The organism is Endozoicomonas numazuensis, from assembly GCF_000722635.1.
GTDB classification, from domain to species: Bacteria; Pseudomonadota; Gammaproteobacteria; order Pseudomonadales; family Endozoicomonadaceae; genus Endozoicomonas_A; species Endozoicomonas_A numazuensis.
Map to the genome: position 1 here is coordinate 1,493,182 of NZ_JOKH01000001.1, position 17,457 is coordinate 1,510,638.

General features: G+C 48.2%; 12 protein-coding genes. 8 read left to right on the plus strand and 4 right to left on the minus strand.

Annotation, left to right across the window (positions count from 1 at the left end; genetic code table 11):
- Both GZ78_RS06585 and ltrA read left to right on the plus strand, forming a co-directional pair.
- Positions 1 to 3,878: hypothetical protein (locus GZ78_RS06585; RefSeq protein WP_034833630.1), on the plus strand; the 3,878-nt coding region annotated here is incomplete at its 5' end.
- A 608-nt stretch (positions 3,879 to 4,486) separates the two neighbouring features.
- Positions 4,487 to 5,812, plus strand: a complete 1,326-nt coding sequence (gene ltrA / locus GZ78_RS06590) for a group II intron reverse transcriptase/maturase (RefSeq protein WP_201772648.1) — start codon at positions 4,487 to 4,489, stop codon at positions 5,810 to 5,812.
- Positions 5,813 to 6,020: 208 nt separating this feature from the next.
- Here ltrA and GZ78_RS06595 read toward each other — a convergent pair whose 3' ends face one another.
- Complete coding sequence (locus tag GZ78_RS06595) at positions 6,021 to 7,688, minus strand: hypothetical protein (RefSeq protein WP_051785888.1); 1,668 nt, start codon at positions 7,686 to 7,688, stop codon at positions 6,021 to 6,023.
- A 426-nt stretch (positions 7,689 to 8,114) separates the two neighbouring features.
- On the opposite strand from GZ78_RS06595, the gene GZ78_RS06600 reads away from it, so the two are divergent.
- From GZ78_RS06600 to GZ78_RS06615, 4 genes are all read left to right on the plus strand, one after another.
- Positions 8,115 to 8,792: a nitroreductase gene (locus GZ78_RS06600; RefSeq protein ID WP_034833631.1), complete on the plus strand. Its 678-nt coding sequence runs from the start codon at positions 8,115 to 8,117 to the stop codon at positions 8,790 to 8,792.
- Between the two features lie 113 nt (positions 8,793 to 8,905).
- Complete coding sequence (locus GZ78_RS06605; protein ID WP_034833633.1) at positions 8,906 to 10,033, plus strand: nitronate monooxygenase; 1,128 nt, start codon at positions 8,906 to 8,908, stop codon at positions 10,031 to 10,033.
- A gap of 114 nt (positions 10,034 to 10,147) precedes the next feature.
- Positions 10,148 to 11,335 carry an acyl-CoA dehydrogenase family protein gene (locus GZ78_RS06610; RefSeq protein ID WP_034833634.1) on the plus strand — a complete coding sequence of 396 codons (1,188 nt, stop codon included), beginning with the start codon at positions 10,148 to 10,150 and terminating at the stop codon, positions 11,333 to 11,335.
- Positions 11,336 to 11,347: 12 nt separating this feature from the next.
- Complete coding sequence (locus GZ78_RS06615) at positions 11,348 to 12,478, plus strand: acyl-CoA dehydrogenase family protein (RefSeq protein WP_034833636.1); 1,131 nt, start codon at positions 11,348 to 11,350, stop codon at positions 12,476 to 12,478.
- Between the two features lie 173 nt (positions 12,479 to 12,651).
- On the opposite strand, the gene GZ78_RS06620 is transcribed toward GZ78_RS06615, so the two are convergent.
- The gene (locus tag GZ78_RS06620; protein WP_034833638.1) at positions 12,652 to 13,503 is read right to left on the minus strand and encodes a 2-keto-4-pentenoate hydratase; all 852 of its coding nucleotides are present in this window, start codon (positions 13,501 to 13,503) and stop codon (positions 12,652 to 12,654) included.
- Between the two features lie 273 nt (positions 13,504 to 13,776).
- Between GZ78_RS06620 and GZ78_RS06625 the strand changes: the two genes are divergently transcribed.
- Together GZ78_RS06625 and GZ78_RS06630 are read left to right on the plus strand one after the other, a co-directional pair.
- Positions 13,777 to 14,094 (plus strand): hypothetical protein, encoded by a 318-nt coding sequence (locus GZ78_RS06625; RefSeq protein WP_034833639.1) that lies wholly within the window; start codon positions 13,777 to 13,779, stop codon positions 14,092 to 14,094.
- A 468-nt stretch (positions 14,095 to 14,562) separates the two neighbouring features.
- On the plus strand, positions 14,563 to 14,958 hold the full coding sequence (locus tag GZ78_RS06630) for a thiol-disulfide oxidoreductase DCC family protein (RefSeq protein WP_034833642.1): 396 nt from the start codon (positions 14,563 to 14,565) through the stop codon (positions 14,956 to 14,958).
- 56 nt (positions 14,959 to 15,014) lie between these two features.
- On the opposite strand, the gene GZ78_RS06635 is transcribed toward GZ78_RS06630, so the two are convergent.
- Both GZ78_RS06635 and GZ78_RS06640 read right to left on the minus strand, forming a co-directional pair.
- The gene (locus GZ78_RS06635; protein WP_034833644.1) at positions 15,015 to 16,010 is read right to left on the minus strand and encodes a TIGR01620 family protein; all 996 of its coding nucleotides are present in this window, start codon (positions 16,008 to 16,010) and stop codon (positions 15,015 to 15,017) included.
- Positions 16,007 to 17,446 (minus strand): YcjX family protein, encoded by a 1,440-nt coding sequence (locus tag GZ78_RS06640; protein ID WP_051785889.1) that lies wholly within the window; start codon positions 17,444 to 17,446, stop codon positions 16,007 to 16,009. Before GZ78_RS06640 ends, GZ78_RS06635 begins: the two co-directional genes overlap by 4 nt.
- Positions 17,447 to 17,457 lie beyond the last annotated feature (11 nt).

A 17,457-nucleotide genomic window follows, 5' to 3' on the forward strand; every position in this document is an offset into this window, starting at 1 on the left:
TTTTAGAATCAGATGAAAAAGACAGTCAGGATGACAAGTCTCATGAGCTGCCAGTTAATGAAGCTGTAAACACACAAGTATCTCCCGATTTGTCTCCGGGTAATGACGACCCAAATGATCATTCGGATACTGAGGGATCAAATTCCCATCAGAATTCATTAACCGATGAGTCATCACCTCCTCCTCCTCCTGTAGGGGACTCTTTATCTGGTCATCCTCAAGCAGGTAATCAGGGTGAGTCGAAGGAAGTCAGTTCCGATTCTTCCCGAAAGAAAAAGGGAAAAGGCCGAGGCCCGGAAGGTCGCGTTCATACACCCGGATCAGGAAACAAAGGAAATAATGGTGGTAAAAGGCGGGGGCAACAGAATCAAAGTAAGGAGAAAAAAAAACAAGAGCTGCAAAGCTTCAGAGAAACTTCGTCGGATCTTTCGCTTGCAGCGGGTCTGGCTTTAGTTGCTAACCGACAATGCTGTAATGGTAATGGTAATGGTCCGGGTAAAGCGTCCGGCTGGTTCAGAAAAGGATTGTCTGATGCGGCCGACTTCGTGAAAAAAAATGGCAAAAAGTTGAGTGAGTTTCTGTTTAGAAAACGCAAGAGGCCTGTTAATAACCGCCCCTTGATAGGTAAAAAGATAACTGCAGCTCGCTCCGCAGGGCGTATATCGAATAGTCCTCTTCGATCTCTGGTCAAGGTTGTCATTGGGGCCGGTATGCTGGCCGCAGGGGGCGGTCTTACGGTGTGGTACTGGAAAGCAATGGATGATACCAAAACTAAAGAGAACGATGATCTGGATAGCAGGAATGAGCCCAATGTTGAGCCGCCAGTAGTAGATATGCAGTGCAAGGGTCAAGGTATCAACCGGGATTCGTCTCTGGCCTGTGAGTCACTTCGGAAAAAAAGTAATCATCGAGCCGCAGAGCTGATCATGCAGTCGGCGGTGTTGCTGGGTAGAGATCAGGCGTATCCGGTGTTTTCTGTTTTTCATCAATCTGATACCCATCTGGATATCTACAGGAAAGTACTGCCTGTTGAGCAGGAAGGGCTGGTATATGGGATGGTGGGCTACCTTGATTGGCCGGGTCTAAAAGTGAAGCATCAACCTTACTTCAGAATGGAAGACGGTGTTTTCAAAGGGCTGCTCGAGCGTCTTTCAGTCCAGCTGACAAAACATTTTACTGAAGGACAACTTGAGCAGGCGTCTTCCAGTGGCCTTGATGCTTTGAGTCAAACCCTTCTCTGGTGTGGGGTCCCTCTGGGAAAACCGGCCAGGAAAATTCACGGACACTGCGTTAACTGGGTGTTTGAGCGAATGTCAGACAGTCCGACTTGGTACATGGATGATATTCATAGAGCCTATTATCAGCAACAGGTGAGCAGGAATATTCACCCTCAAGACCGGAGCTATCTTGGCTTTTCTCCTCTTTATCATCTGGATGCGGTCGATTCAGACAGGTTTATGAGGTACGAGAACCGAAAACTGGAGGATTCCAGTAAAGAACAAGTCTTCAAAAGCTCCTCTGTTACTCAGTTATCTGTAAATTCTGATGGGGTGATACCTGATGAAACCGGAAGCTATGACGTGCATATTTATGACGACAAACAGCAGTGGCACAAAGTATTGTCTGCAGTGGAACCTGGTCAGCCAGTGAGGTTTATTCCTGGCAGAATTTATGGGATATCCCATAAGGAGGAAGCTTCATCCAAACGTTATCTGGTATCTAATGGTCAGCAGTTACTGGCGTGGCGTGAGCCTGAAAACATTCCACTGGCTACGGTATCTGAAAAAATGGTGGCACCCAAAAAATGGTTATTTGTCAGGCAGGGTGGTTTGAATCCGGTGGCTGACGTTGAGCTTGAGGACTGGCATTACATAACAGAGTACCCAAAGCTTTCAGGGGCGGTGACTTTTAGCTTCTACCATATTCTGTACCAACTTTTTTTTTCTAGGATTGTCAGCTCCAGCCCCGCTACTCAGGCAGCCGCAGGGGGCATTATTTCCTTTATGGCCATGTTCCAGTGGCAAGTGGTCAGGAACCATTACTCTCGGGTGTCTGATGACCCAGCCTTAAATCGTTATCTGAAATTATCAGATTTGCTGGCACATTATCAGAAGAACAGGGAATTAAATAAGTTCAACATGTTGTTGGCTCTGTCTCTGAACCAAAGCTCTCCGCTGGGGTTAGTGGAATACAGAGAAAAAGAAGGAGTCTTGAAAGCTCAGAGCTATAAACCCCTTACAACGTTTGACCTGAGGACGAAGATTAAAACCTTTAATCAAAGCTATGTCGCCTGTCAGCGACAGTTTAAAGGTTGCAATGCGGATCATCAGGAGCATGTTGAATTCCTTCGTTTCCATATGGCGATTTGTGGCAAGGGAATCTTTGACGGATGTGGTCAAATTTGGCAGGATCCTTCGATCAAAAGGTCCTGGCTGGGACTGATGTATTCGGTCGACTGGAAAGAAGAAACCATGTCTTTGATGCCCGAAACTGAGAGAGGCCGTTTCACTATCTCGCCTTCTATTGAACCTCTGCAGGAAAACTATCAGTTTTCTGTTGCCTATCATGCCGAGCCCAATTTCTGGACTGGGTCTGATCGATTGTTTGAAGTGGAAGGACGGTTCCGGTGTCATGCTGCTTCACTTGAAAAGGAAATAATCCATGATGACGTTGTTCACTGCCGGATGATAGGCAATAAAACGTATCTGGACTTTAATGGCAATGCGTACCTGTTACTGTTTCCAGAGTTTGATAGCAGTTGGGGAAGAATTCACTGGCTATCGTTTATTGGAGGCCAGCTGTTGACACCCACATGGCAACGACAGGCACAATGGCAGATGCAACATGTGAAAGCATTGTCAGGAACACTGGATAACCCTGAGCAGGTAGCGAGACTGACCCAAAATGCTTTGTCGGTGCGGCCAGGTGACTCCACTGAAGAATCCTCTGGAGAATCCTCTGGAGAATCCACTTCTTATCCAGAATTCCTGTTTAATGAGCAGGGCTTTCATACCGGTTCTGATCTTGAATTCTGCAATCAGTTTCGTTTGGATAACCTTCGGTTGGCTTGTATTGCTTATCCTCTGACCCCTACAACAAAACAATATTTTTTACAGTTGGCTGACTATGCTAAGAATAAACGTTGGCTGTCGTTATTTAATGTGTATCCGGATAAGGTAGAACCGGATACACGCCATTTAAGTGTGGTGGAGAGATGGCCTTTCAGCGCACTCTCTGCTGATCGTTTGATATGGCATATCGAGTTTCTGAAGGACTATCCGGAGCTGGGGACACAGCCTGCAGTGAATGCCTTGATAGCCTATGCTGGAGTCGTGAAAGAGGGGGAGAATGAAGTGGGTGTTGATATCTACAGAAGACTCTACAGAATCATGCAGGAACATAACGTGGCTGAGCGATTCAAGCATAACATGGCGGCTCAATGCTATATGAGAAGGTTGTTTGAAGGGAAATGGTGTGCACACAAAAAACATTGTCTCAGCCAGTTGCCCAGCTGGAGGCTCGAAAGTGCATCCGTGCATTTGAAAACCGAGGTTAAAGTGGCTAATGAAGAAAAACTATATAGGACAGCGCCCAGGCGTTATAACGATCGTTATGTGCGAGTCAGTTTGAACACAGCGGTGAATACTTTAGTGGTGGATGCAGAAAAAATGGATGATATTGAATTTCTTAAGAGTGGTACCCCTATTCAGAGAACTGAAGGACAACCTGACACCTTTGATGTTTCGGTAGAAAGTGTGCCCCTTTTGCTTGAAGATAAAGAAAAGGGTGAAACTATAGCGCTGTTTATGCTGCAGAAAGGGCATCTTTATCAGGGCAGCTGCGATCGTGTCTCCCTGACTCTTTTGAAAGATCAGTAACGAAACAAATTCCCGGTTTACACTCGGATGCCATCCACCCTGAGTTTTTAAAGGGGTGGGCTTTGACAGACTCAGCCCGAACGGTTTTTTGAAGTTGATTTCAGACAATGGCTAAGCATCAGTATTCAGGCAGAACTGCCTGAATACTGAATATACGTGTGCCGAGCATGTCACACAGCTTGGGGGTGAAAGTCCCCTGTCCAGCCAGATGAGGGCGAAGGACTAGCGAAGCACAAGGTTTGTATCGTGAGGTGCAGGCTGAAGGCAGTGTGGAGCAAAACCGCGAGCCGACGAACAGAAATCAGATATGAGGCTGTCTGCGTGAGGACGAGTCAGCGTATGATGACGAAGTCCATACTCATCCGGACACTCAGGCAGTAGATCTGGCGGTTGTGCGGCGAAGGCGGTGTGACTTACCTCGGGAGGTCTGTGTGGTGTCTGATATTTCGGACTGAGGCTATCGTAAGGTGGTCTGATCGCCATACAGAAGTCAGCAGACGGCATAGTAGCTGGCGAATGTCAGTGAAGGCCTGAACGGTACAGAGTGGTGAATAGTTTCTGTTATTCGATACACCGGACGCAGACAAATCCAGCAAACACTGGAACTCATGCCAAGTGGTCACGGCGGAACCGGAGGCTGCGACGTTATGAGGGCTGAGGTTGTGTCGGCATCACAGGATTACGAAAGCCCGGCAAGCGATACAGGCTTGATGGCACGTATCGCCCACCCCAATAATCTGAAGAAAGCCTTTCAGCGAGTAAAACGCAACAAAGGAGCGGCAGGCATTGACCGCATGACAGTGGAAGACCTGTTCACGTATTTACAAGGGCATGGTCGTCAACTGAGGCAGTGTTTGAGCAGAGGGTTGTGGAAACCCACTCCAGTAAGAAGAGTTCTGATTCCCAAGCCGGACGGAGGAGAGCGAAAGTTGGGTATACCAACAGCTCTTGATCGAATGGTGCAGCAGGCAATACAACAAGTATTGCAGGCAGAGTGGGAGCCAAGGTTCTCGGCTTACAGCTACGGATTTAGGCCCTATAGGTCTGCACATCAGGCTATCAGTCAGGCTCAGTTGTATATGAAGGATGGTTACAACTGGGTGGTGGATATTGATTTGTCGAAGTTTTTCGACCGGGTCAACCATGATCGACTGATGGCAAAGTTGGCAGAGCATATAGAGGACAAGGATGTATTGCGTTTGATTCGTCGATTCCTGAAGTCCGGAGTGATGGAAAACGGGCTGGTAAAACCGCAAGCGGAGGGTGTGCCACAGGGAGGTCCCCTGTCTCCTGTACTTTCAAACATAGTATTGGACGAACTTGACAGAACGCTCGAAAATCGAGGTCTGCGATTTGTTCGGTACGCTGACGACTGTCGTGTGTTTGTTAAAAGTAAGAAGGCAGGGGAAAGGGTGATGGCCAGTCTGGTCAAGCTGATCGAGGGTAAAATGAAACTGAAAGTCAATCACACAAAGAGCGCGGTTGATCGGGCATGGAAGCGCCCCTTTCTGGGGTACAGTTTTACCCGAGACGGCAGGAAAACCCTTGCGACAAAGAGTGGCAAGCGCTTCAAGGATAAAATCAGACAGCTAACCCGAAAGGGAGGTCGATCCCTTGAGCAGAGGCTGGAAGGACTCAACAGGTACTTGCAGGGATGGAAGAACTACTTCCGAGAAGTAGAAACCCGCACAGAGTTTGAACACTTTGACTGTTGGATAAGAAGGCGGTTGCGAAGTCTGCTCTGGTATCAATGGAAGAGAAGCCCAAAGCGGTACAAGGAACTGCGAAAGCAGGGAATCAGTGACAAACTGACAAGGCAAACGGTAGCTTCAGGAAAAGGACATTGGCGAGTGAGCCGGAGTCCTGCGTTACACATGGCGCTACCCAATAGTTGGTTTGATAAGTTAGGTTTAATCAGATTGTTGGCCGCTTAACTGGCCGAAACGCCCAGTACGGACCCGTATGCTGGGTGTTGTGGGAGGAGCGTAGCCGTGAGGCTACGCCCTATCCCGATCCATCGCCTTTCAAGATGCTACGTTGTTGCCAGCGTTCGCTCACCCTGATCACCTGCTACTTGTAGGCTCACAGGGCTTCGCTCACTTGTCGCCTGGTAGCATCTTGGAATCCAATGGGTATAGTCTGTCAGGGTTTAGGGTTCAGTCGAACACGGCCCCAGGTCGTGCCATAGGTGATACGGCCTTGCGGATCGATGGCCAAGGGAGAAAAATTGGTGTTGAACTTGTTGTCTCCCAGAACCCAGTGGAACTTCTCTTTACCCGTATTCCAGTCAAGCGCTTCCAAAGTCCATTCCCCGTTACGTACACCGCCGGTGTAGATTACGTCGTTATAGGCAGCAATAACGGGCACTGAGTTGGGTGAACTGATGTCATTATTAACCCATTCCTGGCTCAGTGTTCTGTTTTCTGGGTTCCAGACAAATTTCTGTATTCCAAAGGGTTGGAATTTCTCTTCTGTTGCCAATAAGCCGACAAAAACAGGTGCAATAATTTCAGGCGCATAAAAGGGCATGGAGGGAGGTTCATTATTAACGATAACGGCTCCATAGCCATACACTGCAACAGACTGTTCAGATTGAACTTTTTTCAGATCTTCTCTGGCCATATTGGCTGCAATCTTGCCAGCCACGCGTCGGTCTTCTCCTGGCAGTGCTTTCCAGTCAGAAGGAATCTCTTCTCGCCAGAAGAGCGTCAGATTCATCAAATCATCACCGTCTGTGATGGCCACCAGTTTGTCTTCGTCACCAAAGCCCATCAAAGAAGGAGTGGCACCTGAACCCCGACCTTTAGTATTGGAATAAGGAGCAATCCAGGCTCCGTCTTTTACATTCTGTGACCAGCCTTTGCCTGTCCATTTCACCCCATGCATATAGTCGGTACTAACAACATAGGTCATGCCGTTGGAATCCATGGAAAAAGAATTACGGACCCAGCCATTGAGAGGATCTTCTTTGTTGTCTGAAGTGTTGGGTGCACCTTCCAGTTTTAGTTGGAACTGCTCTTTGAAGTCCCGGCTCATAGCAACCAGCCAGCCGTCGTCTGTCACCGCGATAATATAGCCATCGTAGCTAATATTGAAACCATTGACCTTACCGGTGACTGGCTCTTTTATCTGATAGCGATGCTTCAGGGATATCTGTGAGGAAGGGTCTCCTTCGACACTGTCACTATAAACTGCAATCGTACCGTCGGTGCTACCCAGATAGAAATTATTGTCGGCATCCATCATGGGGTAAATGGCCCCGGCTTCAGCAAATCGCATCATTTCTTGCAGCGCGTTATAAACTCTGAAGGGTTCCCAGCCATTCGCTACTTTTTTCATGCGCTCTTCAGACCAGGCTTCATCCCAGCCTTCATCTTCTCGCAGCATAAGTGTATCCAGCACTTCGAAAGAGTCGTAATCCTGCTTAATCAGACGGTCAGATCCGGCAGACCAGATTACCCTTTTGCCATTGTCGTATTGTCCGGAAATACTGAAAATCAAATGACTGGGACCGGTATAAATATATTCTTTCTCAGCATCAGATAATCGGCGGTTTCTATCCTCTGGGCCCTTGATTGCTATAGCGCCTTGTTGTGCACTGGTTACATGAGTTATCGGATAAGTGGAGTCAGCAAGAAAAGGGTTTTCAGGTGGAAGCAGGTTGGCTGAAGCGATTGAAATAGACAGAGCCATAGAAGTCAGAAACGTTCCAGCTTTGGAAAGCGTGGCAAAACTCCGTGTATAGTCTGGCTTTGATTCAGTCTTACTCTTAGCAGGTGTCGTTGTACCTGCTGATAAATTCCATATCATTTTTATTATTCTCATAAAATCCATCTCTCACCTTATTTTGAAAATGCCGTTTGTTCTGGGTGACAGCCATACATTCGTTTGGGGTGAATGGCATTTCCGGCTCGTGGCTGATTAAGAGCTCAACTGCGTTAAGGTAAACGACTTAATAATAACCTTAAAGAAGAAATTGTAAACCTCCAACAAAGCCCACCACTGTCGAGGTATTAGTCTTCCAGCATCGTCTGTTTGAACGATGAAGCTGTTGTGCATTCGGACCAAGGTATGCAGTGTAAAGCACGTGTTTTAAATACGTGGAATAGCCTTGAATAATAAGCCAATAGCCATGATCCCGGTGTCGTTTTGAGCCGTTACAGAAATGCACCTGAACATCATGGTTGAGAACAAGACAGAGGCAAAGCGCTGGTATCCACTAGCGTATCGAATGATATGAGCACCGATCACAGCACTGTTTTTCAACAGATTCTTGATAACCGACGTTCTGTTCGAGCCTACACTGAGCGGGTCGCGGACCAGGTACTGTTGCAACAGATCTTTCAGGAAGCGCAGAGAGCCCCCTCCAATTGTAATACTCAGCCCTGGTATACCGCTGTTGTTAGCGGTGAGCGTTGTCGTTCACTGGGAAATAAGTTGCAGGATGCTCTGAATCAGGGGCTGTACCAGATGGACTTTCCCTATCTGGGCAGCTACGAAGGTATCTATAAAGAGCGCCAGCACGGCGCAGCCAGTGAACTCTACTCATCAATGGAGATTGCCCGGGAAGACAAAGCGGCCAGACATGAAGCCTTCATGCGAAACTTTGATTTCTTTGGTGCACCTCACGCGGCCTTCCTGTTTTTACCTGAACAGTTTGGTATTCGTGAAGCCGCTGATCTGGGCATGTATGCCCAGACCTTAATGCTTAGTTTGAGTGCCCATGGCCTTGCCAGTTGCCCTCAGACGGCTTTGAGTTTTGCCTGCGATACCGTTCGGGAAGAACTGGGCGTGGATAGCAGTATGAAGCTGATGTTTGGCATCTCATTTGGCTATGAAGACAAGGAATATCCGGCAAACACCTGTCGTGTTGGTCGGGCGGAACTGGATCAGAGTGTCCAATTTATTAAATAGTGGAGCTGTTTGTTCTGCTCGGAGCCTGACGGACTTAAGCTTTCGACAGGCTCTCCTGAGGTGCTTTAAGAAGTCGTCACCATAAGAACAATAAAAATCAAGAGGCTGGAATCATGAGAACCGAAATCTGTAAAAAGCTGGAGATAGAAACTCCCATTTTTGCATTTACTCATTGCCGCGACGTTGTAGTAGCTGTCAGTAAAGCTGGTGGGCTGGGTGTGTTGGGTGCAGTGGGCTTTTCTCCCGAAAAACTCAAGGAAGAGCTCGATTGGATTGATGCTCATATCGGTGATCTTCCATACGGTGTTGATGTGGTTATTCCACAGAAGTACGAAGGCATGGGGGAGATGGATCCTGAAAAACTGGAAAGCATGCTTAAAGGTATGGTTCCTCAGGAGCATCATGACTTTGCTGCCAAACTGCTGTCTGAACATGGTGTACCTGAATGGCCTGATAAAGACGACGAAATGGGTCTTTTAGGGTGGAACGAAGCCATGGCTTCCCAGTTGATTGATGTGGCGCTTGAGCGTCCAAACTGCCGATTGATTGCCAATGCTCTGGGCACACCTCCTGCAGACATTATCAAGCGCGTGCAAGATTCTGGGCGTTTGATCGGTGCACTTTGTGGTCGGGTAAAACAGGCTGTTCAACATAAAGAAGCCGGTCTCGACTTTATCATTGCACAGGGTGGTGAAGGTGGTGGCCACACAGGTGATGTGGGTTCTATCGTTCTCTGGCCCCAGATTATTGATGCCGTGGGTGATACGCCTGTACTGGCTGCTGGTGGTATTGGTGATGGCCGCCAGATGGCTGCGGCTATGTGCCTGGGCGCTCAAGGTGTCTGGACGGGCTCCCTCTGGCTGACCGTTGAGGAAGCCGAAGCTGAGCCTGCTCAGAAAGAGTCATACCTGAATGCGACATCTGAAGACACTATCCGTTCCAGAAGCTGGACAGGTAAGCCTTGTCGTATGTTGAAGAATGCCTGGACTGAAGCCTGGGAGCAGGAAAATACACCTGATCCATTGGGTATGCCTCTGCAGGGGCTGGTTACAGCAGACGGCATTCGACGTACGCATACTTATGCAGCAAAAGGGGATTGCCAGAAGGTGGCATTTAACCCGGTTGGTCAGGTAGTAGGTCAGATCAATGATGTTGAATCCAGTCGCCGTGTGGTTGAGCGTCTGTTATTCGAATACGCCGATAGTATCACTCACGTCAACGAGCTTCTGGAAGAAGTCTGAGTCTGACTGAGTTAATAACATTTTAAGTGGCTGAGGGCGCACAGACAGAGATTGTCTTTGCGCTTTCTTTGGCTTAAGGCTAATTCAACAGGCGAAAAGAATTCAGGTGCTGCAATGAAAATAGAATTTACCCCTGAGCAAGACGCACTTCGTCAGGAGTTGCGAGCCTATTTTAGTGAATTAATGACCCCTGAATTGACTGCCGAAGTGTCCAGGGCGGTCGGCGAAGGGGGTGGCCCCCTGTTCTGGGAAGCCATGGACAAGCTGGGTAAGGATGGCTGGATCGGTGTTGGCTGGCCGGAAGATATGGGTGGTCGTGGTCTGAGTGAGATGGAGCAGTTCATCTTTGTCGAAGAAGTCATGAGAGCGGGTTTCCCTTTTCCTTTCCTGACCACTGAATCGGTAGGTCCCATTCTTGCCAAATACGCCACCGCAAGAATGAAAGAAGAGCTGGTTTCGAAAATTCTTGGCGGCAAGATGATGTTGGGTATTGGTTATTCCGAGCCGGGCGCTGGTACCGACCTGATGTCGCTCAAGACCACCGCGAAGAAAGACGGTGATGAATGGGTGATCAATGGCCAGAAAATGTGGACCTCTCTGGCTCACCACGCTGACTACATCTGGCTGGCGGCAAGAACCAACTTTGACCCTGAAGTAAAAAGCCATTCGGCGATTTCTATCTTTCTGGTGCCTACGGATTCGGAGGGTTACAGCTGTTCACCTGTGCATACCCTCGGTGATGTTCGAACCAATGCGACTTACTACGACAATGTTCGTGTGCCTTTGGATCATCTGGTTGGTGATGAAGGTATGGGGATGTTGATGATTTTTGAGCAACTGAATCGTGAGCGGCTCTCTCTGGTGAATGTTGGTGCCTTCTTGAAACTGTTCAATGATGTCACTCAGTGGGCCAGTGATACTGAAATACCCGGTGGTAAGACGGTCATCGATCAACCCTGGGTTCAGATTAACCTTGCCAAGAGTCGTGCCGGGCTGGAAGCCCTGAAACTGATCTGTTATCGACAGGCGTCAGAGATGACCCGTGGCAATCTGGCGATGGAAGACGCTTCTGCCGCCAAAGTGTATGGCACTGAGTTTTTTGTCGAGCTCTATCGAAATCTGGCAGAAGTTCTGGGTGTCAGCAGTACTTTGCACCGTGACTCCAAAGGGGCTGTATTGAATGGTCGTCTGGAAGAACTCTATCGAACCGCTTCAATCATTACCTTTGGCGGTGGCACCAATGAAGTTCAGCGTGACCTGATAGCCCGTGGCGGTCTGGGCATGCCCAGAGCCAAACGATAAGGAGCGATCATTATGGATTTTTCATTTAACGACACACAAACAGATGTTCAGAACCTGGCAAACCAGATTCTGACTGATCTTTCCACCACTGAACGTCTGAATGCCATAGATCAGCAGGAAGATCGTTTTGACGATAAGCTCTGGGCGCAGTTGGCTGAGTCGGGTCTGCTGGGCACTGCTATCTCAGAAGACAATGGGGGAATGGGTTTCGGATTAACTGAACTTTGCCTGTTTATTGAAGAAGTCGGCAGAACCGTAGCGGCTACTCCGGTGATTCCAGTCCTGGTCAGTGCAGCCTTACCTGTCCAGAAGTTTGGTTCGCCTGATCAGCAAAAGCGTCTGTTGCCAGATGTGGTGACCGGAAAAAAACTGATTACTGCAGGCCTTTCTGAAGCGCTGGCAGAATGCCCATCTTCACCGGTTACGGTTGCAGAACCCACAGGCAAGGGTTTTAAGCTGACGGGCAGCAAAATTGCCGTACCTTTTGCTCATAAAGCCGAACGCATTCTGGTGACGGCAAAAGTGGATGATGAAGTGGCTGTCTTGCTTCTGGACCCTCAGGCTGAGGGGGTTGAGTTGAACCGGGAGATTTCGACAACCCGTGAGCCCTGGTTCGAAGTGGTTATGAATGAAGTTTTGGTTACCGAGGAAGATGTGTTGGTAACCGGACCTGAAGGTCGGTCAGCCGCTCTATGGATAGCAGAGCGAACGGTCGCTGCCAGTTGTGCCATGCAGTTGGGTGTTGTTGATCAGTCCATGAAAATTACTGCCGGATATACGTGTGAGCGAGTGCAGTTTGGAGTGCCTGTCGGTTCTTTTCAGGCGGTTCAGCATCGGGCGGCAGATTGTTTTATTGATGTGACCTGTTTGAAGTTGACGACCTATCAGGCGGTTTCTTTGCTGGATTCAGAAAAAGAGGCGACTAACGAAGTCTTGATGGCCAAAATCTGGGCGGGAGATACGGGGCATCGGGTCAGTTATGCTTCTCAGCATCTGCATGGAGGAACAGGCATTGATAAGGACTATCATCTCTGGCGCTATTGCCTTTGGGCTAGACAGTTGGAAATGAATCTGGGGTCATCCGCTTCGCTATTGGCTGTTCTGGGTGGTCGAATTGCTGAAGGGAAAGCATTTGCCGAGTGATTGATTTTTCTTGAAATAAATGCCCGGTTAAACATCAGCTCCGATCCCCCTGAGCTTGTCGAAGGGGGTTCGAAGCTTCGGCAGGCTCAGACCGAATGGGGTTTGGTCAATAAGGACATTATTTCCGGACTATTCCAAAGTGATTGAACCCCTGTTTCCTTCAGGGGTTTTTTCTATCTTGTCAGAGTAAATTCTAATGTTCCAAGACTGGCAAAGTCAGCGCTGTATTTGCAAGGCTTGCCAGGTAGCAGTTTACCCAGGTTACCGGTCATCAAAATATGCCCTTCAATGAGAGGGTAGCCCAGCTCCAGCTGTTGATTGATCATCCATAATATAGCCTGCCACTGCCCCTCCATAGTATTCCCAGAGTTGGTTTGGCTGAGCGTTTGTCCATTACAACTCAGAGATAACTCCAGAGTGTTCAGATTATCCGGAATAGTTTGCCACTGACCTATATAGAAAGCCTTGTTTGCGACATTGTTGGCAATGATATCCACGCCTCTGGGTTTTCCGTCAAAGCCCAGGTCAGGAAGCTCGATAGCAGGAGCTACCTGTGAAATGAAAGAGCGAAGTTCTTCGGTGTTTTTAATGTATTGATTAACAGGCTTGTCCAGTCTGAAGGCCAACTCCTGTTCTATCATGATCTTATTTCCCTGACTGATCGAGTACTCCTGATCGTTCTGCCATTGAGCATCGGATAAAAGTGCGCCAGTGACAGGTTCAGCAAGCTTGAAGGCCTGCTGGCCTTTCTCATGAGTTAACCCCGCTTTGTAGCCAACAACTCTTTCTCCATTCTCCACTTGGAGTTCTACTGTCTTGTATTGTATTAGATAGGCTTCCCTTATATTCAGATCAGGGTGATTTTTATCCAGCACAGGAGCTGCATGTTGATAGCGCTTAGCGTTGATAATCTGGGCTGCGGCTTCATCCAGTCGGTTTGCTGCTTCGATCATTAGAATCAGCTGTATAAAGAAAGCGGCAAAGAGTCCAAAAAACAGCAGGCCTGCCAGGGGGAATCGGTTCATACTATTTCTTCCCTGATTGTTTCTAATAAGTCTATCTTATTTCTCTGCTCATTGGCGTGATACAAATATAAGTCAAGTGACTAATGTTTTAGTAATGTAAAAAATAGCGAACTGTGTCACGTTTTCTTGACCTTAGGTAAAAACACCTATTAAATCAGAGGCGTACTCAGATAGCACTCCAGATATGAACTCAGCAGGGGGCAGGCTGAGCTAAAGGGCAGGTGAATAACAGGCCTAAGCAGTATAAAACCTAGAATAGAGCTGTATCCATTCATGATGAGTTTTACCCGAATTATTCAAATTTTCTTCCTGACCTTACTGATGTCTCCGGCTTTAGTCAGGGCAGAAATCATAGCGACGATCCATGAAGGTTCTGCAGCCCAGAAAGTGATGCCTGAGCTGGATTTACAGGAAACCCGCGAGAAAATGCAAGTGATCAAGAAGCAGCTGAACAAGCTGGAAAAAAGAGAGCCCAGGAAGAAAGATATAATCAGCTCGGTTACTATTGAAGAGTTGATTGGACATCTTGATTTTGTAGAGTATACGGAGAAGCTTAAAACACTCAGGTTTGATCTCGCTTTTCGTGACTGAACCTCGGCTAATGCCCTTCTGGAAAATTCCTCACTTATTTTCAATCAATCTGTCCATCCATTAATTGCCATTCTTAAGTACCCAGCCATATGGAATCGAATATTTCAGGCTTATTGGGCAGGTGTCTTGCAACGCAGTCACGACTGCATGGATGCAGGAGCAGTTGCTGAGAGTGTCTGAGCAATGAGTCAGAAAATATGATTTCATAGGGTTGGGTACTTATACAGACTATTAAGGGGTTGCTTAATAGCAAGCTAATGTCGCCTGATACAGAAACAATAGAGGATTTAGGTCACCTGATTGACATGATCAATAGCCTGTTGCATCCAGTGCCCGAGATGAGAATGACCCCCGGGTAGGCTTTAAAGCCTACCCCCTGGTTTATTGGGCGTACAATAGACAGAGAGCAGGCATTGAAAACACTTCATATGGTAGTGGTAGCTGGGTCTGCGAAAGAAGGTAAAGTCGATGAAAATAAAGGTTCTGTATGACGGTCTCTGTCCTCTCTGTGTAAAGGAAGTATCGCGCTGGCAAAATGCCCGGTTCCGCAGTGAGGTGGAATGGTTTGATATTACCGGGCAGGAAAAGTTGCTGGAAGAATGGGGGATTGACCCTCAGAAAGCCTTGCTTGAACTGCACACCCTGACGGATGACGGTCGGGTTTATACCAGCATCGACAGTTATGCTCTGCTGCTCAAACAGCTCTCTGCCTGGGCCTGGTTGGGGTGGATCATGAGTCTGCCGGGTCTGAAGCAGTTTCTGAAGTGGACCTATGACTGGATGACAAAGGTCCGTTTAAAAAAAGAAGGTCGTTGGCCAGGTCAATGCAACTCAAAACAATGCAACTCAAAACAATGCAAGTAAACCGCTAAATCCAGAGCCATCACCCTTCGACAGGCTCAGGGTGAACGGAGCCGATGTTAAGCGCTTTCATCCTTTTGGAACCGTGCCCGGATTGAGCTGATAATCTCCTTCGCCATTTTCCCCATTCCCGGACGTTGACTTTCTGAAAATGGAACCGGACGGCACAGTTCCATGGCCAGAAAACCGATCCTTGCCGTATAAAAGCCGATACCTGCCCCTGTGGCCGCCTGGGTACTGATCGTGCTGATTAGTTTGCTGGAGGTCAGGTCTGCCAGCTGGTCGGTAATCAGGTCTGCACTGCCTGCCAGTGCCATCTGGGTCAGAATCATTTTTAACAGTCTCATTCTGGCAGGAAGAGATGGGCGCAGGCCGTAGATCTGGCAAATTTCATCCAGCATTTTCAGGCAGCGCCACCCGGACAGCACCATATCCAATAATGCTAACGGACTCAGTGCCACCATGATTGCTGTGTGCTGACTGTGACGTGAGATTCGGGAGATGGCCTGTTGATCCAGGTTCTGAAACAAATGCTGATCTAAATGCTGAATAGTTTCAGTATCATCGGAGTAATCAGGCAGGGTGCTCAGGGCTTTTTCCAGCAAGGGTTGATGAGGCTTGTTTCGATAAAGAGCGCTCAACTTTGCCAGCCAGTTCTTGGCCTGTCCGGATGAGCGGGCTTTCAGAATACCTTCAGCTGTAGATTGTAATTGATCGATCCCTTTGAAGTCTTTCTGGTATCCAAAGTATTCCCAGGCTGCTTTTCCCAGTACACCTGTCAGGCCTGAAACCAGCAAGCCAAATACGGCGGCCAAAGACCAGTGAGTCTGAGTAAGAAATGTGAAAAACTCAACGGTCTGCCAGATGGCCAGAATAGCAATCAGAGCAAGAATACCTTTTGCGGCATGGCTTAGAAAACGCAATGGTTTTAGTGAAAGTGAAGGGTCACTTAATAAGGGCAGGCTCTGATCATCGCTGAGGGAGTCCGGCGTTTCCAGCTCAATACTTTGATCCAGTGGGATAAAGAAGTCGTCTTTCTCTTGGGTGGGTTTCATTGAAATTTATCTCCCAGCAGATCATTCAGAACGCTATCCAGGCGAATATGAGGTAACCGGCTTCCGTTGTTTAGTGTGAGTCCGGCAGGAGGTAATAGCTTACGCAGTTGCCATTGTTTGCAATTCTTCCAGTACTCATCATTGGGGTAATGTTCCGGCAGGGGAGGGTGGAGAAGCAGGCCCGGGCCATCTTCAGTATTACCCTTGAGTACTTTCTGGCCTTGATGATCTGCATAGGTTGTTGAGCGAACAGAGGCGATGGCTTCACATCGAATGTCCACTTCTTTGAACGTAGCCTGTCGCTGTGATTCCCTGACCAGAGACGCAGTGAGTGACCGAACCTGCTCGTGCTGGTCGGGTAACACCTGGTCTATTTTGCTGGCAGCGAATACAATCCGGTCAATGCGGGGCTGAATCAGTCGGCGAATAATATTGTTGGTGCCGTACTCAAAATTTTGCAGAACCTGGGTCAGCGACAGTTTCAGGTTATCCATGGCTTCCTGTCCCTGGTTAAGACTTTTCAGCACATCCACGAGAACCAGCTGGCGGTCAATGCGAGCAAAGGTGTTCTTGTAGAAAGGTTTGACCCATTCTTTCAGATAATGCTGGTAATGCCGTTCGCAGACACGAAACAGTGAGTTATCAGGAGCACTGGATTTTTGTTCTGCGCTGTATTCCACCAGTTTGGGTATTGGAATAAAAGGGCGGTTGTTCTCGGGGCTGTCAGGAGCAAGATGCAGGAGTCTGCCGGGCTGAATCATGGTTAGCCCTTTTTGTTGGCAACGCTTCAGGAATTCCAGTTGTTGTTGCCACAGTGAGTTAAGAGTTTGTTCGCTCAAAGGCTCCAGAGGATTCAGGGATTCCAGAAGAACTATAAAAGGATCTTCAGGCATGGCTGATGCCAGCTTTCGGCTTTGCTGGCACCAGTCTTCATAACTCATATCCAGCAAAGGAAGATCCAATAGCCATTCACCCGGGTAGTCGTGTATTTCCAGATAAAGGCGGCCAATGCCCGGCTTCTTTCCAGGAATAAAATGACTTCGGGCGCGGTATTTTATTTCCAGCAGGCAGCCAGATTCCTGGCGTGTGGCATAGGGCCATGCTTCCCGGTCGAGTGCATTGGCTCCTTCCTTATAGGGAAACAGAGGGAGATTATTCAGGGGGGATATTTCCACTCCCAGCAAACGATCCTGCAAGGCTGGAGGCAAGGCGGTCAGAGCCGCATCAGGGTAGTAACGAAGCTGATGGATAAGGCTGGTGATCAGGGTGGTTTTGCCGCTACCACTAAACCCTGTGATGCCCAGACAGATTCTTTTATCCAAAAGGCGCTCGACACCAGCTGCCACGGAATCGGATGTTGAACTGGCCAGGCTTTTTGCCCTGTTGCCGGTTCTTTTCAAGGTTTCTTTGAGGGCTTTCTTTCGCACATCAATCATCTGTTTTTATC

What these genes read in the sequence shown, in the direction of transcription:
- GZ78_RS06625 (WP_034833639.1), top strand. Translation starts at nt 13,777, where the DNA reads ATGATGAGTTTTACCCGAATTATTCAAATTTTCTTCCTGACCTTACTG.
- GZ78_RS06635 (WP_034833644.1), bottom strand. Translation starts at nt 16,010, where the DNA reads ATGAAACCCACCCAAGAGAAAGACGACTTCTTTATCCCACTGGATCAA.
- ltrA (WP_201772648.1), top strand. Translation starts at nt 4,487, where the DNA reads ATGCCAAGTGGTCACGGCGGAACCGGAGGCTGCGACGTTATGAGGGCT.
- GZ78_RS06630 (WP_034833642.1), top strand. Translation starts at nt 14,563, where the DNA reads ATGAAAATAAAGGTTCTGTATGACGGTCTCTGTCCTCTCTGTGTAAAG.
- GZ78_RS06595 (WP_051785888.1), bottom strand. Translation starts at nt 7,688, where the DNA reads ATGATATGGAATTTATCAGCAGGTACAACGACACCTGCTAAGAGTAAG.
- GZ78_RS06620 (WP_034833638.1), bottom strand. Translation starts at nt 13,503, where the DNA reads ATGAACCGATTCCCCCTGGCAGGCCTGCTGTTTTTTGGACTCTTTGCC.
- GZ78_RS06605 (WP_034833633.1), top strand. Translation starts at nt 8,906, where the DNA reads ATGAGAACCGAAATCTGTAAAAAGCTGGAGATAGAAACTCCCATTTTT.
- GZ78_RS06640 (WP_051785889.1), bottom strand. Translation starts at nt 17,446, where the DNA reads ATGATTGATGTGCGAAAGAAAGCCCTCAAAGAAACCTTGAAAAGAACC.
- GZ78_RS06600 (WP_034833631.1), top strand. Translation starts at nt 8,115, where the DNA reads ATGAGCACCGATCACAGCACTGTTTTTCAACAGATTCTTGATAACCGA.
- GZ78_RS06610 (WP_034833634.1), top strand. Translation starts at nt 10,148, where the DNA reads ATGAAAATAGAATTTACCCCTGAGCAAGACGCACTTCGTCAGGAGTTG.
- GZ78_RS06615 (WP_034833636.1), top strand. Translation starts at nt 11,348, where the DNA reads ATGGATTTTTCATTTAACGACACACAAACAGATGTTCAGAACCTGGCA.